This is a genomic window from Phyllobacterium phragmitis, assembly GCF_002980495.1.
GTDB classification, from domain to species: Bacteria; Pseudomonadota; Alphaproteobacteria; order Rhizobiales; family Rhizobiaceae; genus Paramesorhizobium; species Paramesorhizobium phragmitis.
Window position 1 is genome coordinate 213,623 of sequence record NZ_PVBR01000004.1, and the last position, 25,076, is coordinate 238,698.

Here is a 25,076-nt window from a genome sequence, read left to right on the forward strand (position 1 = left end):
GAAAAGCCATAATTCATTCACCAATTCGATATTCAAGCGGCCAATAGGGGCCGGCTCTTGATTGCAAACGGGGTTGAAATGAACACTTCCGCATTGATCCGCCCGGCCTGGACGCCGGCTACCATCGCGCTGATGATCCTCGGCTTCGTCGTCTATTGGCCACTCGGGCTCGCCATGCTCGCCTACATCATCTGGGGCGACCGTCTCGAAGGCTTCAAGCGCGACGTGAATGACGCGACGGACGGCATGTTCAAAGGTTTCCGTCGTAGCTGCGGCACCGCCGGCACAGCATTTTCCGGTGCATCGTCTTCGACCGGCAATGCCGCCTTCGACGAATGGCGCGGCAAGGAACTGGAACGACTCGCCGAAGAGCGCCGCAAGCTCGATGAGGCCCGTGCCGATTTCGAGGCCTATGCGAGCGAACTGCGCCGTGCCAAGGACAAGGAGGAATTCGACCGCTTCATGGCCGAACGCCGTAGCGCCGGCAAGAAGACTCCTGCCCGCAAGTCCGGTTCCGACGTCACCGATGTCGAATAACGGACGCCTTATTTGATTTAAAACTGGAGACGGCGCGGAATATTCCGCGCCGTCTCTGTTTTTGCCCTCCAGCTACAATCTTCCGCGAATCATTTATTGTTCCTCCCATGGTCCTGTCCCTGTTTCGTGCCGCGCCGAAAAAGACTCCTCAAGTCACGAGCGACCGCGCCTATGAGGTGGCGGGCCGCACCTTGCCGTTGCGGGTGGTCGAAAATCCACGCGCGACGCGGCTGACGCTGCGCATCGAAGCGGGCGGCAAGGGCCTGCGCGTCACCATTCCGCCGGGGCTGCCTGCGCGTGAAGTCGAGCGCTTTCTTTCCCGCCATGAAGGCTGGATCGAAGCCCGCATCGCCAAGCTGCCGGATCGTCCGACGGTGCGCCCGGGCATCAAGATCCCGATACGCGGCGTGCCGCATCTGATCGTGCATGAGCCGGGACGCGGCATGGCCGAGATGATAACAGGCGAAGACGGCGCGCCGACGCTGGTGATCTATGGCGACAGGCTGCATCTGTCGCGGCGCATCGCCGATTTTCTCAAGCGCGAGGCCAAGCACGAGATGGAAGCGCTGGTCGCCCGCCACACGGCGACAGTCGGCAGGCGCGCCAAAGTGGTCCGCTACAAGGATACCAAGAGCCGCTGGGGATCATGTACCACCGACGGCGTACTCTCCTTCTCCTGGCGCATCGCCATGGCGCCTCCCCCTGTGATCAACTATCTCGTTGCGCATGAGGTGGCGCATCTCATCGAAATGAACCATGGCCCGGAATTCTGGAAGCTGTGCCGGGAACTATGCCCCGACACGGACCGTTGCAAAGCCTGGCTGAAGCGCAATGGCAGCGCCCTGCAGGCAATCGATTTCTCATGAACGGCACCATTCATGACGCGGCGCGCACGCTGTGGAATTTCCATCTGGTTCATGACGAATTGCGGCCGGCCGATGCGATCATCGGCCTCGGCAGCTATGATCTGCGCGTGGCAAAACGCGCCGCATCATTGTTTCAAGCCGGATTTTCGCCGCTTCTGGTCTTTACCGGCAAGTCCGGCAACTGGACCGAAGGCCTTTATGAGAAAAGCGAGGCGGAAACATTCGCTGATGCCGCGATTGCCGAAGGTGTGCCACGCGCGGCGATCAGAATTGAGCCGGAAGCGACGAATATCGGCGAGAATATCCGGTTCACGCATGGTCTCCTGGGGGACAGCGCCATGAGCGTCATCATCGTCACCAAGCCGCAGACGCAGCGCCGGGTGCTTGCCACCGTCGCCAGGCAATGGCCAGAGGTCGAGGCGCTGATCAGCGCGCCGCCAACCGGTTTCGAGGAGCAGCCGACCGCCGCCTATCCGTTCGAAAAACTGGTCCACGAAATGGTCGGCGACCTCAAGCGCATTCTCGAATATCCGGCGAAAGGTTTCCAGATCCCGCAGGACATTCCGCCGGAGGTAATGGCGGCCTATGATTTTCTCGTTGAACATGGTTTTGACGAACATCCGGGCTAGGTTTACCCGTGAAATGCTCGACTCCTCGGGCAAATTATGCGACGTGGCAGACCATGGCTCTCGATATCAAAATATGCGGCTTGAAAACGCCTGATACAATCGCTGCCGCGCTTAACTGCGGCGCGTCGCATATCGGCTTCATTTTCTTCACCAAGAGCCCGCGCAATATCGACCCCGAGACCGCAGGCCGGCTGCGGACGGCCGCGGAAGGCCGGGCAAAGGCCGTCGCCGTCACGGTCGACGCCGATGATGCAACGCTCGATGCGATCGTCAAGGCGGTGCGCCCCGACATGCTCCAGCTGCACGGGCACGAGACGCCCGAGCGGACAGCCGATATCAAGGCGCGCTATCATCTGCCCGTCATGAAAGCTTTCTCCATCCGAGAAGCGACGGACCTTGCCGCGATCACGCCGTATCAGGGCATCGCCGACCGGCTACTCTTCGACGCGAAGCCGCCCAAGGGCTCGGAGCTGCCCGGCGGCAATGGCGTTTCCTTCGATTGGCGCGTGCTGGCAATGCTTGACGGCGATGTCGATTACATGCTTTCGGGTGGGCTGAATGCGGGCAATATCACTGAGGCGCTCAAGGCAACGAATGCGCCTGCGGTCGATATCTCGTCGGGCGTGGAAATCGCACCGGGCGAGAAGGATGTGCGCCTGATAGGGGAATTCTTCCAGGCGGTGCGCGCGGCAACGAACACGATGTCGGGCGCAGCCTGAAATGGGCTGAAATCGGCCTTGATATAATGGAGCGAACGTTGAACAAGCCGGCTGAACCAAACTCATTCAAGACGGGTCCTGACGAAGAGGGCATGTTCGGCATATTCGGCGGACGTTTCGTGGCCGAAACCTTGATGCCGCTGATCCTCGAATTGCAGGAGGCCTATGATTCCGCCAAGAACGACCCGCAATTCAAGGCGGAGCTGCAGGATCTTTCGACCCATTATGCCGGCCGGCCGTCGAAGCTCTATTACGCCGAGGGCCTGACCAAGCATCTGGGCGGCGCGAAGATCTATTTCAAGCGCGAAGATCTGAACCATACCGGCAGCCACAAGATCAACAATTGCCTCGGCCAGATCCTGCTCGCCAAGCGCATGGGCAAGACGCGCATCATCGCCGAGACGGGCGCCGGCCAGCATGGCGTGGCGTCGGCCACGGTCGCCGCGCGCTTCGGCCTGCCCTGCGTCGTCTATATGGGTGCGACCGACGTGGAGCGGCAGAAGCCCAATGTCTTCCGGATGAAGCTGCTCGGCGCCGAGGTAAAGCCGGTCAGCGCCGGAAACGGCACGCTGAAGGACGCAATGAACGAGGCGCTGCGCGACTGGGTCACCAATGTCGAGGATACCTATTATCTGATCGGCACAGCGGCGGGCCCGCATCCCTATCCCGAGCTCGTCCGCGATTTCCAGTCGGTCATCGGCGCGGAAGCGCGCCAGCAGATCCTCGAACAAGAAGGCCGCCTGCCCGATGCGCTTGTCGCGGCTGTCGGCGGCGGCTCCAATGCCATCGGCCTTTTCCATCCATTCCTCGACGACAAGGACGTGAAAATCTACGGCGTCGAAGCCGGCGGGCATGGCCTCGACGGTGACGAGCATTGTGCCTCGATGAATGCCGGAAGTCCGGGTGTGCTGCACGGCAACCGCACCTATCTTTTACAGGACGAAGACGGCCAGATCCTCGAAGGCCATTCGATTTCGGCCGGACTCGATTATCCCGGCGTCGGCCCGGAGCATTCCTGGCTGCGCGATACGGGCCGGGTTTCCTATGTGCCGATCCTCGACACGGAAGCGCTCGACGCCTTCCAGCTCACCACGCGCGTCGAGGGCATCATTCCGGCGCTCGAATCCGCCCACGCCATCGCCTATGCCGTCAAGCTTGCGCCTGAAATGGGCAAGGATCAGGTCATGATCGTCAATTTGTCCGGTCGTGGCGACAAGGACGTGCACACCGTCGGGCAGATGCTCGGCATGGAGATTTGATTGCGACCATGAGCCAACCGGTTCCCGAAATATCCGCCTATCAGCCGCGCGCCGCATGGTTCGACGGCCTTGTGGACTGCGGCCCGGCAAGCATCAAGCTCAGCCTTATCGAGGCCGATCCGGCAAAGCCGATCGCGCCAGCTGCGATCGACAAGGCGCGCGCGCTGATTGAAGCAGCAGGCGGAAAGCTGGCGCAAACCCGGCATCTCGGTGCAGGGTTTGCGATTCTCCACCAAGGACAGGAAGGGCTTTGGCTGCTTCTTCACTGGTGGATCGAGGGCGACATCGCCACACAGATGCTCTGGCGATCGAAGCTCGGCGGCGATGCGGACTTCATCCCGGCCGAACCCCTGCTCATGGCCTGCGTCTGGGAATTGGCAATCATCGACTTTGAACGGCGCGCATGGATGGACACGGCGATGTCCGGAAAATCCATCACCGACTATCTGACGCGCACCATGCCACGGGGCACAGTATGACCACACGTATCGACAAGAAATTCGCCGCATTGAAGCAGGAGGGGCGTCCGGCGCTCGTCACCTATTTCATGGCCGGCGATCCGGATTACGAAACCTCGCTGAGGATCATGAAGGCGCTGCCGGAGGCGGGTGCCGACATCATCGAACTCGGCGTGCCGTTCTCCGATCCCATGGCCGATGGCCCGGCCATTCAGGCGGCAGGGCTGCGCGCGCTCAAAAGCGGACAGACATTGGTCAAGACACTGGCCATGGCTGCGGAATTCCGTGAGAGCGACGACACCACGCCTGTGGTGATGATGGGCTATTACAATCCGATCTATATCCATGGCGTCGAGCGTTTTCTGGAAGAAGCGGTGCAGGCCGGTGTCGACGGCCTGATCATCGTCGACCTGCCGCCGGAGATGGACGAGGAACTCTGCATTCCAGCATTGAAGGCCGGTATGAACTTCATCCGGCTGGCGACGCCGACGACAGACGAGAAGCGCCTGCCCAAGGTGCTCGAGAATACCTCCGGCTTCGTCTATTACGTTTCGATGACCGGCATCACCGGATCGGCGCTGCCCGATACGTCGAAAGTGGCAGGTGCGGTGAGCCGCATCAAGGCGCATACGGCACTTCCCGTCTGCGTCGGCTTCGGGGTCAAGACCGCCGAGCAGGCGAAGATCATCGGCGCCTCGGCTGACGGCGTCGTCGTCGGTACGGCCATCGTCAACGCCGTCGCCAACACGATCCGGCCCGACGGCTCGCTCGTCGCCGATCCGGCGGAGGCGGTCGCGACCATGGTTCGCGGCCTTTCCACCGGGATTCGCGCCGCGCGCCTTGCGGCGGCCGAATAAGCGCTTAAATTCATCAGAGCGGTTCCCGCTCTTAAGTTTATTTTACGCAAGTCCGGACGGAAAACCGCTTCACACTTTTCCTGGACTTGCTTTTAGAAAAACGGAAGCGAGATCATGAACTGGATCACGAACTACGTCCGGCCCAAGATCAATTCGATGCTCGGCCGCCGCGAAATGCCGGAAAATCTCTGGATCAAGGATCCGGAGACCGGCGAGATGGTGTTCCACAAGGATCTGGAGAGCAATCAGTGGGTGATCCCCGCTTCCGGCCATCATATGCGGATTCCGGCCAAGGATCGTCTGCGTTTCTTCTTCGATGATGGCAAATATGAGGTGCTGGAAGGCGTCAAGGTTCCCGTCGATCCGCTGAAATTCCGCGATGAGAAGCGCTATATCGACCGTCTGAAGGATTATCGCGCGCGCACCGGCCTCGACGACACCATCATCAATGCCCTTGGCACGATCGAGGACCTGCCGATCGTTGCCACCATCCATGAATTCGGCTTCATGGGCGGCTCGCTCGGCATGGCGGCCGGCGAGGCGATCATCAAAGGCTTCGAGACGGCCATCGAACAGAAACGTCCCATGGTGCTGTTTTCGGCCTCCGGCGGCGCGCGGATGCAGGAGGGCATCCTGTCGCTGATGCAGCTTCCCCGCACGACGGTGGCGGTGGAAATGCTCAAAGAAGCGGGCCTGCCCTATATCGTCGTCCTGACCAATCCGACCACGGGCGGCGTTTCGGCTTCCTATGCCATGCTGGGCGACGTGCATATCGCCGAGCCGGGCGCGATGATCGGCTTTGCCGGCGCGCGCGTCATCGAGCAGACAATCCGCGAAAAGCTGCCCGAGCGCTTCCAGACCGCCGAATATCTGATGGAGCACGGCATGGTCGACATGGTCGTCTCGCGTCTGGAGATGAAGGCGACCGTCGCGCGGCTTCTCAAGATGATGATGAAACAGCCGGCGACGGCACCCGAAATGGCGGAGGAAGAGGCCGAGACTGTCCAAGACAACACGCCGGATCTGACGGCTGACAGCGCCGCCGCCTGATATCATGGCTTTGAAAACCGCCGAACAGGAAATCGAGCGGCTTCTCGGTCTGCACCCCCGGGGATTCGACCTGTCGCTCGACCGCATCGCGCGGCTTCTGGATGCTTTGGGCAATCCACATCTGAAACTGCCGCCCGTCATCCATGTGGCGGGGACCAACGGCAAGGGATCGGCTAGCGCCTTCGCGCGCGCGCTGCTCGAATGCGCCGGGTTGACCGTGCATGTCCATACTTCGCCGCATCTGGTGCGCTGGCATGAGCGCTACCGCATCGGGGAACCCGGGGCTGGCCAACTGGTGCGCGACGACGTGCTGGTCGAGGCTGTGTCGCGCGTGGCGGAAGCCAATGCCGGCCGGCCGATCACCGTGTTCGAAATCCTCACCGCCGTTACCTTCGTCCTCTTCTCCGAGCATCCCGCCGATGCGGTGATCCTCGAAGTGGGGCTCGGCGGCCGGTACGACGCCACCAATGTCATTCCCGAACCCGCGGTCACGCTGATCATGCCGGTCTCGCTCGACCATCAATCCTATCTGGGCGACAGGATCGAGCTGATCGCGGCGGAGAAGGCGGGCATCATCAAGCGCGGTTGCCCTGTCGTGATCGGTTTTCAGGAAAATGATGCCGCGCGCATGGTGATGATGGAAACCGCCGAACGGCTCGGCTGTCCGCTTTCCATCTATGGGCAGGACTATTTTGCCTATGAGGAACATGGCCGCATGGTCTATCAGGACGAGACCGGCCTGATCGATCTGCCGCTGCCGCGCCTTGTCGGACGCCACCAGCTTTCCAATGCCGCCGCCGCAATCGAGGCGGTACGCGTCGCCGGCTTCACCATTCCCGATCGCGCCGTCGAAAAAGCCATGACCGTGGTGGACTGGCCGGCGCGGATGCAGCGCCTCACCCATGGGCGGCTCGTCGATGTGGCGGTGCCTGATGCAGAAATCTGGCTCGATGGCGGGCATAATCCGGGGGCAGGCGTCGTCATCGCCGAGGCTTTCGCCGAGCTGGAAGAACGCTCGTCGCGACCGCTGTTCCTGATCACGGGCATGATCAACACCAAGGATCCGGTGGGCTATTTCAAAGCTTTCACCGGCATGGCGCGGCATGTCTTCACCGTGCCCATACACTCCAGCGACGCAGGAATCTCCCATGAGGCCCTGGCCGTGGCGGCGGAAGAGGCGGGCATTTCCGCCGAGCCGGTCCATTCGGTGGAGAACGCCTTGAAGCTTCTGCGCGACACCTGGGACCCCAACGATATCCCGCCGCGCATCCTCATCGGCGGTTCGCTCTATCTTGCAGGCGACGTTCTGGCGGAAAACGGAACGCCGCCGAGCTGAAAACCAGCAAAAATCTCTCTGAAATACAAAAAGCCCAGTCGAATGAAACTGGGCTTTTTAAAATCAACTGCAGCATCGTGCGTCCTAAAGCACGCACGGCGCTGCAATGCGCAATTACGCAACCGAAGTCTTGATCCAGTCGGACAGGCGGCTTTTCGGCGCGGCGCCGACCATATTGGCGGCGAGTTCACCATCCTTGAACATGAGAAGCGTCGGGATCGAGCGCACGCCGAACTGGGCGGCGAGTTCCGGGTTCTCGTCGATATTGATCTTGGCGATCTTGATCCGACCAGCCATCTCCGACGCGATTTCCTCGAGGGCAGGCGCGATCATCTTGCAAGGGCCGCACCATTCCGCCCAGAAATCCACCACGACAGGCTCACTGGACTGAAGCACATCGGATTGAAAATTGCTGTTGTCGATCTTTACGGTTGCCATCAGGCTTTCCTTTTCGATGAACATGTTGCGCATCATGTGGTGAGTCTTATCGCGCGCGTCAAGCTTCTGTTTCTCACGAGTGCGCGAGGCGTTCAAGAGCGGCAACGGCGTTGTCCATCGCCTCAGCGGGAATGGGCACGATATGCGGCCCTTCGGTGAAGAGCAGCGCCGCCTCGACGGGCAGATCCGGATAGAGCGGCCGGAGCAGGGCACGGTAGAGTGCAAGCTGCGCGATATAAGCGTCCGGAACGTGGCCGAGATCGCGCGGGGCGGGGCGATTCGTCTTGTAGTCGATGATGGTGATTCGCCCATTTTCGACCGCAAGGCGGTCAATCTTGCCGGAAACCGCATGCTCCTTGCCGCGCAGCGCCAGCGTTCCCATGATCTCGACTTCGGCGCGTGAACCCCTGGCGAAAACCGGCGAAAAAGCCGGATCGTCGAGCACGGCGAAGACCGAAGCAAGCGCCTTCTCCCGTTCCGCTTCCGGCCAGTCGCCGGCGGCGTGCGCGAGATAACGCTCCGCTACCACTCGTCTTTCCTCCGCCGGCAGATCAGGCAGGCGCTGCAACAGAGCGTGGATGACGGTGCCGCGCCTGATCGCAAAGCCCGGCGCGGCCTCATCCGGAGCCAGCACAGGCGAGCCCGGTCCGACCGGCCTTTCGTCGCCGGTTTCGATCAGCACCGACGCGCCCGATGGCGAGAGCGGGCGCGGCAGGCCCGGCTCGGACAGCATGGCGTGGCGGTAATTATCCGGCAAGGGATCTGGCCCTGGCGCGGCAGCCTCATCCTTTGCCGTGATCACGATCTCGCCCGGCTCGGTCTTGCGGTAGCGCCGCGCCACCACACCCTCGACCGGATGATCGATCAACTGGCATTTTTCCGTCAGGGCATCGGCAACCAGACGATGCCAGGTCTCGCCGCCGTCGCGCACGCCGCGATAGCCTGCGATGATCAGCCGGTCCTCGGCCCGCGTCATGCCGACATAGAGCAGGCGGCGATATTCCTCCTCGGAACGGCGCTTGAGTTCAGCGATCCGGGCGGCGGTGAAGGCGGTTTCATATCCGCCATTGGGCTGCCAGACGAAGCCCCTGCCCTCCCAGCCCTCCGGTTCTTTCATGTCGAAAGGAATGAGCTTCGGCGCGCGGTTCGCCGTCCATGCAGCGCTTCCCGGATCGACGAGGAAGACCACCGGCGCTTCCAGGCCCTTGGCGGCATGGACGGTCATGATGCGGATCTCGTCGCGGTTCTGGTCGAGCTCGCGCTTGATCTCGGGCGTCGCCGCATCGAGCGTTTCGAGAAAGGCCTGAAGGCCAGGCAGGCCGGTCCGCTCAGTGGCCAGCGCATAATTCTGGAATTCGTCGACGACATCGCCGGCTTCGGGGCCGAGCCGCGCCAGAAGCTTACGCCGCGCGCCATCGGCACCGAGAATGCGGGCATAGAATTCGAATACAGGCATGGTATCGGCCTGGGCCCGCCAGCGCCGCAAGGTTTCGTGCGTTGCGACAAGCGCCGGATCATTGCGCGCTTCGTGCCCCATGCGTTCGAACAGCGTCTGCGACCCGGGACGTGAATGGGCGAGCGCGAACAGCCCGTCGTCATCCCAGCCGAAAAGCGGGCTCTTCAAAAGCGCTGCCAGCGACAAATCATCGGAGGGCTGAAGCACGAAGCGGCCGAGCGCCATGAGATCCTTGACGGCGATATGGTCGGTGAGTTTCAGCCGGTCGGCGCCTGCAACCGGCACGCCGCATTGTTTCAGCTCTCGCGACAAAGCGGGCATGAACTGATCGCGCTTCCTGACCAGAACCATGATATCGCGCGGCTCGAGCTTGCGCCGCTGGCCTGGGATGATCTCGCCCTTGTCGATCCAGTGCCGGATGGTCGCGGCGATCTGCTTGGCAAGCCTGACGGCGGGGGCAGCAAGATGATCTACGGCCAAGCGCCAGTCTTCCGGCTCCTCGACGGCCTGCGGCGTCAGCATATCCCATATCTCGACCTCCCCCGGCGCGTCGCGACGGATCGCATCATGCTGCGTCGGTCCCGGCTCAAGGCCAAGGCCGCGATAGGCTTCCGGTCGCTCGAAGACGAGATCGACGGCGGAAAGCACATCGGGAGTGGAGCGGAAGGAGAAGTTGAGGTTGACGCCCTCGAAGGTCAGTTCCGCCGCACGCGCCTTTTGCGCCACCGCCTTGCCCGAGGCGGCGAAATCCTCCGGCACCGCGCCTTGAAAGGAGTAGATCGACTGCTTCTCGTCGCCCACCGCGAAGAGCGTGCGCCTGACGTCGCGCTGGCCGGATCCGGAGAAGAACTCCGCCGACAGCATGCGAACGACCTGCCACTGATCCGGGCTCGTATCCTGCGCCTCATCGACCAGAATATGATCGATGCCGCGGTCGAGCTTGTATTGCACCCAATGGCCTGCCCCTTCACGCGCGAGAAGCGAGACGGTGCGCGTGATGAGATCGTCGAAATCGAGAAGGCCGCGGCTGCGCTTCATCGCCTGATAGCGCGTCAGGAGATCATCGATCAGCACGAAGGCGGAGAGATTGAGCCGGATAAGGCGCAACTGCTTCAACCGGTCGAGCGCTTCATGAACGCGTGCCGCCACGCGATCAAAAATTTCCTCGAAATCCGGCAGGATTGCCGTCACCGGTTTCGAGGCGACATAGCTGCCCGCCTTCGGCTCGCCCGTCGATTTCAGGAAGGCAAGGCGCAGGATTTCCTCCCGGTCGATCGTCGTCGAAGCCTTCTTCATCTGGCGCAATTGCAGGGCGAAATCCTGGGCGCGCGAAGCGCCTTTCGGGATGGCGAGGATTCTATCGAGCACGACATCGGAAAATTCCGGCATCGGCCAGACCCTCCCCAGAATATCCTCCTCCCGCTCATCGCCGGTAAAGCCGAAGGCGGCATAGAACAGGGGCTGGCGGATTTCATTGCCGCCGACTTCGCGGATGAAATGCTGGAGGGCATGGCGGCGGTTGATTGCTTCGTCGAGCAGCGTTTGCAAGCCCATTTCACCGGCAGCGCTCAGCACATCGGCAAAGGCCCTGGCGAGTTCCCTCTGGCCGTCATTCGAAATCCTCGGGCCGTCATTCTCGGGCTTGTCCCGAGCATCTGCGGCGATCTGATCTGTCAGGACGGTAGTCGCTTTTCTTTCCTGCGTTGCAGATTCTCGGGACAAGCCCGAGAATGACGGGTGGGGAGTACGGGCCCTCTCCAGCAGTTGCCGCCTCGCCTCTCCTACCAGCGCCACCTGCATCAGATCGTCCATCAGCTCGAAATGGCCAGCGATATTCGCCTCGAGCGGAAACTGGTGCAGGATCGCCTCGCAAAAGGCGTGGATAGTCTGGATCTTGAGGCCGCCCGGCGTCTCCAGCGCGCGCGCGAAAAGCCGGCGCGCGGCCGCAAGACGCGCGCTACCCGGTTGCCGACCCTCGATCTGGACGAGCTTTTCGGTAAGCGCCGCATCGGACAGGATCGCCCATTCGGAAAGGCGTTTGAAGACGCGGTTCTGCATGACCGCCGCCGCCGCCTTGGTATAGGTCAGGCAAAGGATCTTCGACGGATCGGCGCCTTCGAGAAGCAGGCGGATGACGCGCTCGGTCAGAACATGGGTCTTGCCCGAGCCGGCATTGGCCGAAACCCAGACGGAATCGTGCGGATTGGCGGCGCGCGCCTGGGCGGCAAGCGTTTCCTGCGGAATAGGCGGAAGCTTCTTCATTCGCCGCCCCCCCCGTTGTCATTGCCGCCGCCCGCCGACCATTCGAGCACCCGGGCGAGATGATCGTAATCGCCGGTCAGATCGGTCTCGCGGAACGGCAGCGCGCGGGAGAGATAGCCCTTTTCAGGCTCGGCATATTCGCCAAGCAGCTCGCTTAAGCGCCGCCATGCTTCCTCGCCGATCTCAGGCGCGGTCTTTTCGCTTTTGGCCTTGCCGCCGAGCGTCAGGATCGATTCCGGTTCGACCGCGCCATTGCCGCGCAGGCGCACATAGAGGAGGTCCGATGCCGGAACCTCCCCCGTCTCGCGGAAGGCGCCGCGCGCCAGAAGGGCTGCTTCCAGCGCCAGTTGCGGCGAAAGCAGGACATGCGCCTGGCGTCGCGACGGGGTGGAGCCGGTCTTGTAATCGATGATCTCGGCTGTGTGATTGCGCATCAGATCGATTCGGTCGGCGCGGCCCGAAAGGGTGACGCCCCGGCCATCCACCTCCAGCGCCCGCGAGGCGATTTCGGCATGGCGTTCAGCCACCGCATGGGCACGATCCTGCTCCCATCGCAGGAATTCCGGTACAAGTGCTGCAAAGCGCGGCCACCAGACCGCCTCGATCTCGGCCGGCAGGGCGGCGGCGGCAAAGAAGCGCCTTGCCATGTCGAACAACGCGGCTTGGGCGTCCTGCCCGTTGGGATCAATCCCGGCTTGCGTGAAGGCGCCGAGAATATCGTGGAACAGCGTGCCGCGCTCGGCCGCTGCCGGATCGCGGATCAGCGGTTCGAGCGGGCGCAGCCGCAAAATCTTCTTGGCGAAGATGGCGTAGGGATCGCGCCTGAGCGTTTCGATTTCCGTCACCGAGAAATGCTTCGGTCTGGCGGAAAGTGGCGGCGCGGGCTCCGGCCGTTTGACGAAGGGCACGTCGGGCGCGGCATCCAGCTCGCGCGCCCAGTGGAGATAGCGCACTCCCCTGCCCCGCATCGCATTGGTCTCGTCTTGGCCGAGCACCGTTTCCAGCCGCTGCAGCCAGCGCGACGGCACGGTCGGCGCATTGGCGGAGCGCTGAGCACGCGACAGCACGACGCGATCCATGCCGAGCGCCATCTGGAAATCATGCGCGGCAAGGCCGGTGCGCCGCTCCGGCGGCTCCAGCGCGATGGCCGCCTTCATCGGGCGCGACATGAAGGGATCGTTGCGGGTCTTGCCCGGCCATGTGCCCTCGTTCAGCCCGCCGATGACGATGGTATCGACCGTCTGGAGACGAGCTTCCAGCGCACCCCAGATGAACAGGCGCGGATGGCCGCCCGGACGCGGCTTGACCGTCTCGCCCGAGATCAGCGCATCGGCGATGGCAGGCCATTCCCTGATATCGAAATCGAGGCCGGACTCCGCCGCCACCAGATTGCGCAGGAAGGAAGCGAGCTTCTCGCCCGCCTCGCCTTGATAGAGCGATGCAACAGCGCCTTTTTCGTCGCGCGCCAGGTTTTCCAGTGCCTCGACGCTGGCACGAATGATTGTCGCCATGTCGACTTGTCCGTCGGTCCCTGCCAAACGACCTAGCGGTGCGACGGCCTCAGACAGCGCCACGCAGAGCGCGCGGGCTTCGGCGATCATTGGCGCGCTGACAGTCTCATGCCAGGCGGGGCGATAATGCAGGGCAGCGCTTTCCTCGACCCGTCGGTCGAAGAATGCGGGCAGATCGGCAACAGAAGCCCTGCCTGTCCCGCCGCGAAAGGCGACAAGCTCCAGCGTTTCCGCCGCACTGCGGATTTGCGCCCTCTCCTTGCCGACGCTGACCAGCGGGTGTTTCGCCAATGCCAGCAGCGCGACGGGATCGCCGGGATTGAAAACCGTCTCGAGAGCCAAGCGGAACAGCGTCGCCGGCTCGGTATCGCGCAGCGCGCGGCCGCCGGAATCATCCGCCTCGATATCGAACCGGGCAAGCTCCGCCGAAACGCGCCGGGCGAGATCGCGGTCCGCCGTCACCAGCGCCGCCGTACGGTCCGGCTGCTCGATCGCATGGCGCAGCGCCACGGCGACGGCCAGCGCCTCCTCGCGCTCGTTTGCCGCCTCGATCAGCGCGAGATCGCGCATTGCGCTGGTGCGTTGTGCCGGATCGAGCGTCAGGCTGCCCCAGGCGTCGGTCGTCTCGGCGGGGCGTAGCGCTTCGCTGACGATGCGCTCCCGCATCCGTTTTTCTGCCGGCATGCCCAGATGCACGACATCTCCGCGCAGGCCGCCGACATGGGCAATCAGCTTACGCAGGCCGAATTGCGGGTGGCCAAAGGTCGAGGGATTGGCTTCGACCTCATTCAATATGTTCCAGGCGGCCGCATCGAGATCGCGGTCGAGGCCCGGCAGCACCACCGCCCCGTTGGGCAGACCGGCGATGACCGAGATGAGCTCCGCCGTCGCCGGAATGGAGCCGGTCGAGCCGGCGGCAATGACAGGACCCGCGGGCGGATGGCAGCGCAATCGCTCCGCTTCGAGCGCGATCAGCCGGTTGCGATGGGCGGAAGGATTGGAGCGCTGCCGCTCCGTGAGAATCTCCGGCCAGAGGCGGGTGACGATATCGAGGAAGCCGAGCGTCACGCGCCACCAGTCGGCGAGTTCGTCGGGGGTGATCGCGGCGAGTTCCGTCCAGCTTGCGCCCTCCGTCTCGACCTGGTCCATCAGATCGGCCAGATCGCGGGCAAGCCATATGGCATCGGCGGTGGTGGCGGGAACCGCCACATCCTCATTGCCGAAAAGCGCACGAACATGAGCCGGCAAACTTTCCCGCCAAGGACACACCAGCCGCGCCAGAAGCAGCAGCCGTTCCGCGCCGCCGATCGCTGGCGCAAGGTCGAGAAAACCTCTGGGGTCGGCATCGAAGATCGCCGCATCCTCGTCGACATCGCCGAGCGGGCGGATCGTCGGCAGGATCGCTGATTTAGCCGGATTCATTTCGACCAGCAGCGAGCGCAAAGTGCGGGCGGCGCGGCGCGTCGGTACATAGATAGTGGCAGACGACAGCGCCAGCGGGTCATCGGTCTTTCCCGGAAAATTTGGGATCAGCGTCCCGTCAAGGAGCGCGCGGACAAGCGTCGGCAGGAATGGCGCCCCCGGTGCGATCGAGAACAGGCGGGGCGACCGTTTTGCCATCACACCTTTGCCGCAAGCACGGCCTCCGCTTCACGAATAGCATCCGGCGTGCCGACGGTGAGCCAGAGGCCATCCATCTGCATGCCATGCAGGCGGTTTTCCGCAATGGCGCGGTCGAAATAGCGGTTGAGCGATTCCGGGCCGCCTGTAGCGTTCGCGAAAATCCTGGGGTGGACAATCGCGGCACCGGCATAAATGAAGGGCAAGCTGGCGGCATCGCTCAAATCAAAACCGGCGATGTCGCTGAGGCGCATGAGCCGTCCGTCTTGCACCATAACGAAGTCGCCGTGCCCGCCATAGCCGGAGACCTGGAATAGCGCTGCCACCATGAGCAGAATATCCATGCGGCTTTCATCCCATCGGGCGGCGAGACGACGCAGATTGGAAGTCGCGCCATCGATCCAGAACGTATCGGCATTGATAATGAGAAACGGCTCTGACCCCAGATGCGGCAAGGCCCTGACGATACCGCCCGCCGAATCCAGCAATTGTCCGCGTTCGTCGGAAATGACAATTTGCGGCTGACTCCGGTTTTTCAGATGCGCTTCCATCTGATCGGCGAGATAGTGCACATTGACCACTGCTTTCCGCACACCGGCAGCCGTCAATGCGTCCAACCCCCAATCGATCAGCGGCTTGCCCGCCACGGGAATGAGCGGCTTTGGAATGGTGTCGGTGATCGGCCGCATACGCTTGCCCAGCCCCGCCGCCAGAACCATCGCTGCCTGCGGAATGGATGTGCCAGCCGTCATGTTCACCTCGTCAATATTGTTTAGCCGCGCCCTGATTCGGGGTCGCGCAGCAGACCGTTTTCCTCATACCACATCCGCACGGGGGCGAGCACCGGATGGGTGAGCGAACGCTGGAGATAGGCGCGAATGCGCGGCAGGTGCTTCAGATAATATGGCTTGCCGTCGCGTTGATCGAGCCGGACGAAGATGCCGAGGATCTTGGAATTACGCTGCGCCGACATGATCGAATAGGCGGCACGGAATTCTTCCTCATCGAAAGTGCCGCCGAGTTTCCGCCGCTCATCGCAATAGGCCTGGAAAAGTCGGGCTTCCAGCTCGGGCTCGATCGCCACCCGCGCATCCTGCGCCAAGGAAGCCAGATCATAGGCGGCGGGACCGATCATCGCGTCCTGAAAATCGATCAGGCCGATCCGGTCGAAGCCCTCAGCGGTATCGCGCCAGATGATATTGGGCGAATGGAAATCCCTTAAGGTCAGGCTTTTTTCCGCACCGTCGAGATGCGCGAACACTTCATCCCACGCCGCTTCGAAAGAGGTTTTCCCGGCATCGTCGAGCGGCCTTCCCGTCATTCGCGGCGCATACCATGCGCTCAGCAGCTCCACCTCGATCATCATCGCGTCGCGGTCGAAATCGGGAATGGTGTGGACGATCGCCTCCGCAACCGGCGTCTGCCGCGGCCATTCCGCCTGGTGGACATGCGCAAGGAGCCGCGCGCAGGCCTCATAGCGCTCGGCGATCGGCCGGCCCTCGGCGTCGAGCACGCCATTGCTTCCCATATGCTCGATCAGCAGAAGACCGTTATCGAGATCTTCGGCCAATATCTCGGGCGCATGGAAACCTTTCGCCCGCAACAGCCGGTCCATGCCGACGAAGGCGAAGACGTTTTCGGCCAGATGCGCGATCTGGCGATAGGGCCTGCCGTTCTTGACCGGCGGGTCGTAAGGCATCGGCGGCGCGTTCATCAGCATTTCGATGCCATGCGCTCCGGTGACGGTCTCGTAGCCGCGCGGCGAGGCATCACCGAGGAAATAGCGGCGCGCGGCGTCCTTTCGCCCGCTGCGGTCGAGGAAGCGTCGGATTGCCAGCGACCGTGCCAATCGCCTTTGCGGCTCACCATCAGCCTCGATGACAAGCTTGCGCCCCTCCCCTTCATGATAGAGCTTCACCGCGAAAGCCGACGCCGGGAGAGTGCCTTGCGCCTGCTCGGGCCATTCGACCAACACGACGCCCTCCTCCAGCGCCTCGTCGAGGCCGAGCTCGTCCAGTTCGGCGCCCGATGACAGGCGGTAGAGATCGGCATGGGCGACGGGCAGGCGCAGATCGGGATAGGATTGGACCAGGGTGAAGGTCGGACTCGGCACGTCGAGTGCGCTATCATTAGCCAGCGTACGAATGATCGCGCGCGCCAAAGTGGACTTTCCAGCACCCAAATCGCCTGAAAATGCGACCAGATCACCTTTGGCCAGGGCCAGCGCGAAATCTTCACCGAACCTGATTGCCTCATCTTCGTTAGCCAGCGAAATTTTTGAAGTGCTCATGCGGCTACGGTTGCCTTACTCGGCCGCGGCGCGGAAGGTCCGGGCTTCGACGGGAAAGCGGCAGATGACGGTGGTGCCCCTGTTTGCCGCCGTATCGATCTCGACCGAACCGCCATGCAGCTCGACGAAACTCTTGACGATGGAAAGGCCGAGGCCGGCACCGCGACGGCGTCCGCCATTGTTGCGCGGCTCGAAGCGCTTGAACACCGTATCGAGCACGTCCTTCGGCATCCCCGGTCCATCATCATGGACGGAAAAGACGATTTCTGTATTTTCACGCGTGCCCGTGAGCAGGACCGTCGATCCCTCGGGCGCATAATTCGCAGCATTGCTCAACAGGTTGAACAGCACCTGGCGGACACGGTTGGCGTCGCCCCGGAAAGAGCCGATGTTGCGGGCGAGATCGACCTTGAGGAAGATATTGTGCTCGCGCAGGCGGTCGCCGACACGATCGGCGGCAGCGGCAACCGTATCGGTAACCGGCACATCGTCGATGTCCAGCTCCATGATGCCGGCATCGACGGTGGCGAGATCGAGAATATCGTTGACGATGGTCAGCAGCACCGAAGACGACGTGCCGATATGATCGAGATATTCGCGCTGACGCTCGTTCAATTCGCCGAAGGCCGGCGTCTGCAGGAGTTCGGTGAAGCCGATGATATTGGTGAGCGGTGAGCGAAGTTCATAGGATACGTGCTGGACGAAATCATTCTTGAGCTGATCGGCAAGCTCAAGCGCCTCGTTCTTGTCCTTCAGCGCACGTTCGACGCGAACCGTGTCGGTCACGTCGACGAAGGTCATCATGGTCTGTCCCTTGGGCAGCGGTACCAGCGCGAAGGACAAAATGACGCCCGCCGCGAGTTCCAGATGGCCTGCTTCGCCTTCGCGCTTGTCGGCGAAGCCGGTTACCGTGGCGACGAAATTTTCCCATAGCACAGGGTCCGAAGCAGTCTCGCAGATGGTGCGGATCGCCGAGATATGCGTTCCCTCGACCGTCAGATTGGCAGGCAGCGACCAAAGCGAGGCGAAAGCCGAATTGGAAAGACGGATGCGCCCGTCCGAGCCGAAGACCGCCACGCCCTCCGCCAGATGGTCGAGCGTTTCGCCCTGTACCCTGATCAGCGTATTATAACGGCTTTCGAGGTCGAATTTTTCCGTCAGGTTCTCGAACACCCAGGTGACGCCACCCTTCGGATGCGGATTGGCAACGACGCGCAAGGTGCGCCCGTCGGGCAGATGCCACCAATGCTCCTGCGGATCGACGGCGCGATAGGTCGAAAGCACCGAATCCTTCCAGCGCCGCCATTCCGGCTGTTCCGGCAGTTTGCCGTCGCTGCGCAGCCGATCGAGCAGCATGGCGTTGCTCGGATGCGTTTCGAGAAATGCCGTATCGAGCGTCCAGAGCTTGGCGAAAGCCTGGTTGAAGAACTGCAGCTTCATATCGGGATCGAAAATGGCGACGGCGGTATTGAGCTGGTCGAGTGTCTCTGCATGGCTGCGCACGGTACGCTGAAGTTCCTCGCGCACCTGCTCGATTTCGCTGACATCGGCGGCAACGCCGGCGGAGCCCGCGCTACCTGCCACATCCGTTACTTCGAACATATGCCTGTTACCGCCGATCACGGTGGAAAGCCGGTCGTGGAAGCCGGCCTGGGTCGCCCGTTCGCGGTCGATGCGCTGGCGCGCCTGGGTGCCGAAAAGCTCATGCCCTTGCGCAATGACTTCAGCGGCATCCGCCGCATCCACAGCCCTGGTGTAAGCTTTGTTGACCCAGGTGAGGTGGCCCTGCGCATCGCGGGTCCACACGGTCAGATCAAGCGCGTCGAGAAGCCCGCGCAATGTGGCGATCGCTTCGGAAAGCTGGCGGTTTTCCGTCTTCAGAACGGCCCGTTCCGCCTGGACGCCTTCAAGGCTGACAAAGCGGGTGATCGCATAGCTCCCTGAGGTGCGGCCCTGCACGTCGAGCGGCGTTCCGTTCACCGTCTCAACGACGAGATCGAAGGATTGTGCCCGCTCACGCAGAGCGGTGACCGCACGATCGAGCGCCGTCACCGAACCGGCGCGCAGCCAACGGCCGAAAGCAAGAAAATTGGCACGATCCTGCGGCGCTCCGCTTTCCACCGGCAGCGCGCCGACCACCTCGGGTTTCCTATCGGTTCCGTCCCAGACGACGATCCGCTGGTCCTTCAGATTGAGAAGCGCCTCGCTGCGCTGGGCGGCGTGGCTCAAATCGGCGAATTTGGCCCGCAGCGCAGCATTTTCACCGGCGATCTTGCCACGGTCGCGAATGAGCCAGCCAGCCGAAAGCAGGGCGGCGCCCATGGCGCCGAGGAACATGGCGAATTGGATGACTTCGAATGCCCCGAGCGAAGCGCCAAAAGGGGTGGAGATCTTGCCGAATGCTTCGGCGGTCTGCGTCCATCCGGCGGTGGCGGGCAACAGGACGGATGCGGCGACGCTCGTCCGCAAGGCCTGCCGCCGCAGTGCCTTGCCATGCGTGGAAACCAGATGGGCTCCGCGTGTCCTCGCAAACGCGGAAATATGATTCCAAACGCCCCGTGAAGGGCAATCGTCTGGCATGTCCTGTCCTCTCCGCCGCCTTGTTCCAGCCAAGACGGCTCTGACTTACACCAGCGTATCGGCCCGAAAACCAGTTGCGGCTTTCGGAAGCGCGATGCGCAGATCCAATGATCAACAACGACCCTACGTGCGTCCTTTTGAACGTACGGCGTTGCAGAATCATCCCCATCCGCTGACACGTTCATCAGTGCCGCCGATCCCTCGAATCACTTCAAAATACTCTCATGGCGAATCGCCGTGAAGCGGGCACGGGGCAAAAATAAATGCCGGGCGGCTTGTCAACCACCCGACATCAATATGTTGTAGATATTTAAAACGTGGTTAATATCTGTAGTGCTCAGGCTTGTATGGGCCCTGTGGAGTGACGCCGATATAGGACGCCTGATCGTCGGAAAGCACGGTCAGTTTGGCGCCGAGCTTGGCCAGATGCAGGCGCGCGACCTTCTCGTCGAGGTGCTTCGGCAGGACATAGACCTCGTTCTTGTAGTTCTCGCGGCGGGTATAAAGCTCGATCTGCGCCAGCACCTGATTGGTGAATGAGGCGGACATGACAAAGCTCGGATGGCCGGTAGCATTGCCGAGATTGAGCAGGCGTCCCTCGGAAAGCAGAATGAGACGCTTGCCGTCCGCGAACTCGATCAGATCGACCTGCGGCTTGACATTGGTCCATTTCAGATTGCGGAGCGCCGCGACCTGAATCTCATTGTCGAAATGGCCGATATTGCCGACGATCGCCATATCCTTGAACTTGCGCATATGCTCAAGCGTGATGACGTCCTTGTTGCCGGTCGTGGTGATGATGATATCGGCGGTCGGCGCGACATCGTCGAGCGTGACCACTTCGAAGCCATCCATGGCGGCCTGCAGCGCGCAGATCGGATCGACTTCCGTGACCTTGACGCGGGCGCCGGCGCCCAGCAGCGACTGGGCCGAACCCTTGCCGACATCGCCATAGCCGCAGACGACGGCGACCTTGCCGGCCATCATCACATCGGTGCCACGGCGGATGCCATCGACCAATGATTCCTTACAGCCATATTTGTTGTCGAATTTCGACTTGGTGACGCTGTCATTGACGTTGATCGCCGGGAAGGGCAGCAGGCCCTTCTTCTGCAACTGGTAGAGACGGTTGACGCCGGTGGTGGTTTCCTCCGTCACGCCCTTGATCGCGTCACGCTGCTTGGTGAAAAAGCCGGGCGTCTCGGCCATGCGCTTCTTGATCTGCGCGAAGAGAATTTCCTCCTCCTCGTTGCCCGGATTGGAGAGCACGTCCTCGCCCGCTTCGGCGCGCGCGCCGATCAGGATGTACATGGTGGCGTCACCGCCATCATCGAGGATCATGTTGGAAGGCTGGCCATCCGGCCATTGGAAGATCTGGTCGGTATAGGTCCAGTATTCCTCGAGCGTCTCGCCTTTGATGGCGAAAACCGGCGTGCCGGCGGCGGCAATCGCAGCCGCCGCGTGGTCCTGCGTCGAGAAGATATTGCAGGATGCCCAGCGCACCTCCGCACCCAGCGCCTGCAGCGTCTCGATCAGCACGGCGGTCTGAATGGTCATGTGTAGCGAGCCCGAGATGCGCGCTCCCTTGAGTGGCTTCGACGTGCCGAATTCCTCGCGCGAGGCCATCAGGCCCGGCATTTCGGTTTCGGCAATCTCGATTTCCTTGCGGCCCCAATCGGCAAGGCTCATGTCCTTGACGACAAAATCGTGTTTGGTGGTCATCTCGTGCTCCAATTCGAACAGTTCAACAGGCGATTCAACAGATCGGCGCCGGTCGGACGGCGCTTATGCGCCACCACGATTATCGGCCTTGATTTTGCTGTTGCGTAGCAGATCGGGGAGAAACGCACAATGGGACATAAAGAAATCTTTATGCGTGCATATGAATTGGATGCGCGACATTCGCGGGCGGTCAGGCGGGAGATCAGGCGTCTTCGCCGAACTTGTTTTCGATCAGTTCCTGCAGCGCATCCAGAACCTCTTTCGCCTGGACACCTGATGCGCTGACGTCGATGCAGCAACCGGGCGAGGCGGCGAGCATCATCAGCCCCATGATGGACGTGCCACCGACAACCACACCGTCCTTTTCGACCCTGACATGTGCATCGAAACTGTCGACGAGCTGAACGAATTTCGCCGATGCGCGTGCGTGCAGACCGCGTTTGTTCAATATCTCGAAAGATCGCCTGAGCGCTGCCGCATCGTCATAGGTTCCGGTCGCAAGATTGGCGATATGCATCGGCTTGCTATTTCCCCGTCAGAACCTGGCTTGCGACATTGATGTATTTGCGGCCCGCTTCCTGCGCCTCGCGCAGGGCCGTCTGCATCTCGCCGGCCACGCGGACGCTGGAAAGCTTGATCAGCATGGGGAGATTGACGCCGGCAATCACCTCGACCTTTCCAGGCTTCATCACCGAGATCGCCAGATTGGAGGGGGTTCCGCCGAACATATCGGTCAGGATGATGACACCCTGCCCCTGATCGGCGCGTCCTATGGCATCCACGATATCGCGGCGACGCTGTTCCATGTCGTCTTCCGCGCCGATGCAAACGGTTTCGAAATTCTCCTGGGGGCCGACAACATGCTCGACTGCATGATAAAACTCTTCGGCCAGCCTTCCGTGCGTCACAAGCACGAGTCCGATCATTCTCAAACTGCTCCCGTCATGCGCCTGCACCGACATGAAATATTCAAAACCCCGCAAGCGCCTGTGGCCACCCAACAACACCCATCCCCGGCAGGTTGCACATCTTGGCAGCCGAAAATGCGATATCAAGTTAAAAATCTCCCGCTTGCCTTGATTTAGCCGATATGCCGCAGCGCAGCAACACAGGGGCCCGATTCTCCATGGCTTTGCCGGTATCCGCGTGCTTCAAGTGGTTTTTGGGCGGGTTCAGATAGCCTCTGACGGCCATGGCGGCATGAAAAGTGCCGCTTCGACAGCGCGGCAGGTAAGCGATTCGCTCTGTCCGAAGGCCAGGGATGGCAGCACGAGCAGGGGACGTGTTATCCCGCAGAGGGTCCGTTCAGCGCCATCGGGATAGCGCATCGCCGCTTCGGCAGGAACGAGATCGACCAGGAGATGGATGATGGCGGCCTTTTCGTGAGCCATGGCGAACAATCCCGCGCCGCGCACCTCGATGCCGCCTGCGAGCGTCCGCGGCGCAGATGCCAAAAGCCGGCCGTTTACCGCGCGCAGGATGGTGCGGTCGTCCGAAACGAGCGCGGCAAAGCGGCCAGTCGCCCGCTGCGCCGTGATCAGCGCAAGCGCCAGCGCCGATTTTCCGGCGCCCGAAGCGCCGGTGATCAAAACGCCGCGATCGGCGACCAGAAGCGATGTTGCATGAACATTCTCGCCGACACCGTCAGCCATCACGCCTCGGCCGGGAGATCAACGATGAAGCGCGCGCCGAGGTAATTTTCAGGGGAGGCCGGATCGACCGTATTTTCCGCCGTCAGCGTGCCACCATGCGCCTCGACGATCTGGCGGCTGATGGAGAGGCCAAGACCGGAATTCTGGCCGAAGGCTTCCGCTGAAGGCCTGTCCGTATAGAAGCGTTCGAAAATGCGCTCGATGTTCTCCGCACTGATGCCCGGACCGTTGTCCTCGACAATGATGTGAATCCGATTGCCGGAATAATTGAGGGACACGGTGATCTTGCCCATATCCTCCGGCACGAAGGAGCGTGCATTCTCGACGAGATTCGAGACGACCTGGCTAAGCCGCAAATCGTGTCCGGAAACGAAAAAGCCCTTGCGCCCCGGCGGAAGCTTGCCGACCTTCAGTTCGACCTTCGTCCCGGATTTGTTGCGCCGCACCTCCTGCGCTGCCGAAACCAGATTGGTGAGGAGCGCTTTGAGATCGACGCCTTCCGAATGCTCGCGCGCCAACTCCGCATCAAGACGCGAAGCGTCGGAAATATCGGTGATGAGCCGGTCGAGGCGTCGCACATCATGCTGGATGATATCAAGCAGGCGGTTGCGCGACTCCTCCGTCTTGGCGAGCGGTAACGTCTCGACCGCGCTTCTAAGCGAGGTCAGCGGGTTCTTCAGCTCATGGCTGACATCGGCGGCGAAATTCTCGATAGCGTCGATGCGGGCATAAAGCGCATTGGTCATGTCGCGGATCGAGGTGGAGAGATGGCCGACCTCATCCTGCCGGTCGGAGAAATCCGGTATTTCGACGCGCTTCTTGACGCCGTAGCGAACGCGGTCAGCCGCGGCCGACAACCGGCGCAGCGGATTGGCGATCGTCGAGGCCAGGAACAGCGACAGGATCACCATGACCACGGATACGACCGCGAACACACGGAAAATGGCCTGGCGTTCGCCCTGCACGATTTTGTCGATGTCGCCGCCCTCGGTCGAGAGCAGCAGCACACCAAGAACCGCCCGGAAGCGCTGAACGGGAACAGCGACCGACACGACCAATTCGCCCTGCTCGTTGCGGCGCTGCGCCGTGGCGGGAGAGCCGGTCAAAGCCTTGACAACCTCCGGAAAGGCCGAGCCGCTACCGCCCGGCTGCTCCTGGTCGAGCGGCAAATCGCCTGTCTGGAAGAAATGCCAGAACCAGTTGCTGAAGCGTTCGAAAAGCCCAGGCTCGTCGGCTTCGAGCGGCGGAAGATCGTAGCGCAACACCTGCCCACGCGAATAGGAGTAGAGGCGGCTCGAATCGAGCAGCAGATTGGTATCGCGGTCATAGATGCGGGCGCGCGTGCTGGTTGGCGAGATCAGCCGCCGCAAGAGCGGCGCCACCCGCTCCGGATTGATCGGGAACTCCCAATTGTCAGGCGAATCGGGGGAAGGGGTGATGCTTTGCCCGGCCTGCAGCTCGAGCAGCTTTTCCGGATCGATGGCGATCGAATTGGTATCGACCGTCGCCGAGGCCGCGATGGCGCCGGCGATGATCTCGCCCTGGGTCATCAGGCTTTCGATCTTGGCGTCGATCAGCCCATCGCGGAACTGGTTGAGATACATGATGCCGGAAACCAGCACCGCCAAGGCCGCCAGATTGAGAAACAAAATGCGGCGCGTGAGGCTGGAAAAGACATAATGGTCCAGCAAATGGTGCGCAGGCGAGAACAGGTGGCGCAAAAACAGCGAACGCTGCCGGCGGGCGCGGCGTTCCCTGCTGACGTCTGTGACGGCACTATTCTCGGCTTCTGCCACCATATTGCGGATCGTAATTCCTGTTTCGGCTCCGCCTG

Annotated in this window: 20 protein-coding genes; 9 read left to right on the forward strand and 11 right to left on the reverse strand. The window is 61.9% G+C overall.

Translation table 11 applies throughout. The features are described 5' to 3' along the window. Positions 1 to 78 precede the first annotated feature (78 nt). The 9 genes from C5748_RS07000 (at position 79) to C5748_RS07040 (ending at position 7,711) form a co-directional block, all read left to right on the forward strand. Entirely contained in the window at positions 79 to 537 is a 459-nt protein-coding gene (locus C5748_RS07000) for a DUF2852 domain-containing protein (RefSeq protein WP_105741216.1), read from the forward strand. 107 nt (positions 538 to 644) lie between these two features. Further along, a complete protein-coding gene (locus tag C5748_RS07005; RefSeq protein WP_105741217.1) occupies positions 645 to 1,403 on the forward strand; it encodes a M48 family metallopeptidase in 759 nt (252 codons plus the stop codon). After that, a complete protein-coding gene (locus C5748_RS07010; RefSeq protein ID WP_105741218.1) occupies positions 1,400 to 2,032 on the forward strand; it encodes a YdcF family protein in 633 nt (210 codons plus the stop codon). The genes C5748_RS07005 and C5748_RS07010 overlap by 4 nt, the downstream gene beginning before the upstream one ends. Positions 2,033 to 2,085: 53 nt before the next feature. Beyond that, positions 2,086 to 2,751: a phosphoribosylanthranilate isomerase gene (locus tag C5748_RS07015; RefSeq protein ID WP_105741219.1), complete on the forward strand. Its 666-nt coding sequence runs from the start codon at positions 2,086 to 2,088 to the stop codon at positions 2,749 to 2,751. Positions 2,752 to 2,789: 38 nt separating this feature from the next. Continuing rightward, the gene (gene trpB / locus C5748_RS07020) at positions 2,790 to 4,010 is read left to right on the forward strand and encodes a tryptophan synthase subunit beta (RefSeq protein WP_105741384.1); all 1,221 of its coding nucleotides are present in this window, start codon (positions 2,790 to 2,792) and stop codon (positions 4,008 to 4,010) included. A gap of 8 nt (positions 4,011 to 4,018) precedes the next feature. Continuing rightward, positions 4,019 to 4,489, forward strand: a complete 471-nt coding sequence (locus tag C5748_RS07025) for a hypothetical protein (protein ID WP_105741220.1) — start codon at positions 4,019 to 4,021, stop codon at positions 4,487 to 4,489. Then, on the forward strand, positions 4,486 to 5,325 hold the full coding sequence (gene trpA / locus C5748_RS07030; RefSeq protein ID WP_105741221.1) for a tryptophan synthase subunit alpha: 840 nt from the start codon (positions 4,486 to 4,488) through the stop codon (positions 5,323 to 5,325). Before C5748_RS07025 ends, trpA begins: the two co-directional genes overlap by 4 nt. 114 nt (positions 5,326 to 5,439) lie before the next feature. Further along, positions 5,440 to 6,375 (forward strand): acetyl-CoA carboxylase, carboxyltransferase subunit beta, encoded by a 936-nt coding sequence (gene accD, locus C5748_RS07035; RefSeq protein WP_105741222.1) that lies wholly within the window; start codon positions 5,440 to 5,442, stop codon positions 6,373 to 6,375. A gap of 4 nt (positions 6,376 to 6,379) precedes the next feature. Beyond that, positions 6,380 to 7,711: a bifunctional folylpolyglutamate synthase/dihydrofolate synthase gene (locus C5748_RS07040; protein ID WP_105741223.1), complete on the forward strand. Its 1,332-nt coding sequence runs from the start codon at positions 6,380 to 6,382 to the stop codon at positions 7,709 to 7,711. 114 nt (positions 7,712 to 7,825) lie between these two features. Here C5748_RS07040 and trxA read toward each other — a convergent pair whose 3' ends face one another. From trxA to C5748_RS07095, 11 genes are all read right to left on the reverse strand, one after another. Continuing rightward, positions 7,826 to 8,149 (reverse strand): thioredoxin, encoded by a 324-nt coding sequence (gene trxA / locus C5748_RS07045; protein WP_105741385.1) that lies wholly within the window; start codon positions 8,147 to 8,149, stop codon positions 7,826 to 7,828. A gap of 73 nt (positions 8,150 to 8,222) precedes the next feature. After that, positions 8,223 to 11,867: a double-strand break repair helicase AddA gene (gene addA / locus C5748_RS07050; protein WP_245428850.1), complete on the reverse strand. Its 3,645-nt coding sequence runs from the start codon at positions 11,865 to 11,867 to the stop codon at positions 8,223 to 8,225. Beyond that, the gene (addB, locus tag C5748_RS07055) at positions 11,864 to 14,998 is read right to left on the reverse strand and encodes a double-strand break repair protein AddB (protein ID WP_105741224.1); all 3,135 of its coding nucleotides are present in this window, start codon (positions 14,996 to 14,998) and stop codon (positions 11,864 to 11,866) included. The genes addA and addB overlap by 4 nt, the downstream gene beginning before the upstream one ends. Then, positions 14,998 to 15,750 carry a nucleotidyltransferase family protein gene (locus C5748_RS07060; protein WP_245428852.1) on the reverse strand — a complete coding sequence of 251 codons (753 nt, stop codon included), beginning with the start codon at positions 15,748 to 15,750 and terminating at the stop codon, positions 14,998 to 15,000. The genes addB and C5748_RS07060 overlap by 1 nt, the downstream gene beginning before the upstream one ends. A gap of 20 nt (positions 15,751 to 15,770) precedes the next feature. Continuing rightward, a complete protein-coding gene (tsaE, locus tag C5748_RS07065) occupies positions 15,771 to 17,288 on the reverse strand; it encodes a tRNA (adenosine(37)-N6)-threonylcarbamoyltransferase complex ATPase subunit type 1 TsaE (protein WP_105741225.1) in 1,518 nt (505 codons plus the stop codon). A gap of 15 nt (positions 17,289 to 17,303) precedes the next feature. Beyond that, entirely contained in the window at positions 17,304 to 19,868 is a 2,565-nt protein-coding gene (locus tag C5748_RS07070) for a PAS domain-containing sensor histidine kinase (protein WP_105741226.1), read from the reverse strand. 321 nt (positions 19,869 to 20,189) lie between these two features. Then, a complete protein-coding gene (gene ahcY / locus C5748_RS07075) occupies positions 20,190 to 21,590 on the reverse strand; it encodes an adenosylhomocysteinase (RefSeq protein ID WP_105741227.1) in 1,401 nt (466 codons plus the stop codon). 202 nt (positions 21,591 to 21,792) lie between these two features. After that, a complete protein-coding gene (locus tag C5748_RS07080) occupies positions 21,793 to 22,107 on the reverse strand; it encodes an HPr family phosphocarrier protein (RefSeq protein ID WP_105741228.1) in 315 nt (104 codons plus the stop codon). Positions 22,108 to 22,114: 7 nt separating this feature from the next. Next, a complete protein-coding gene (locus C5748_RS07085) occupies positions 22,115 to 22,516 on the reverse strand; it encodes a PTS sugar transporter subunit IIA (RefSeq protein ID WP_105741229.1) in 402 nt (133 codons plus the stop codon). Positions 22,517 to 22,762: 246 nt separating this feature from the next. Then, positions 22,763 to 23,242: an HPr kinase/phosphorylase gene (locus C5748_RS07090; protein ID WP_105741230.1), complete on the reverse strand. Its 480-nt coding sequence runs from the start codon at positions 23,240 to 23,242 to the stop codon at positions 22,763 to 22,765. Then, a complete protein-coding gene (locus C5748_RS07095) occupies positions 23,242 to 25,041 on the reverse strand; it encodes a sensor histidine kinase (protein WP_105741388.1) in 1,800 nt (599 codons plus the stop codon). The genes C5748_RS07090 and C5748_RS07095 overlap by 1 nt, the downstream gene beginning before the upstream one ends. Positions 25,042 to 25,076 lie beyond the last annotated feature (35 nt).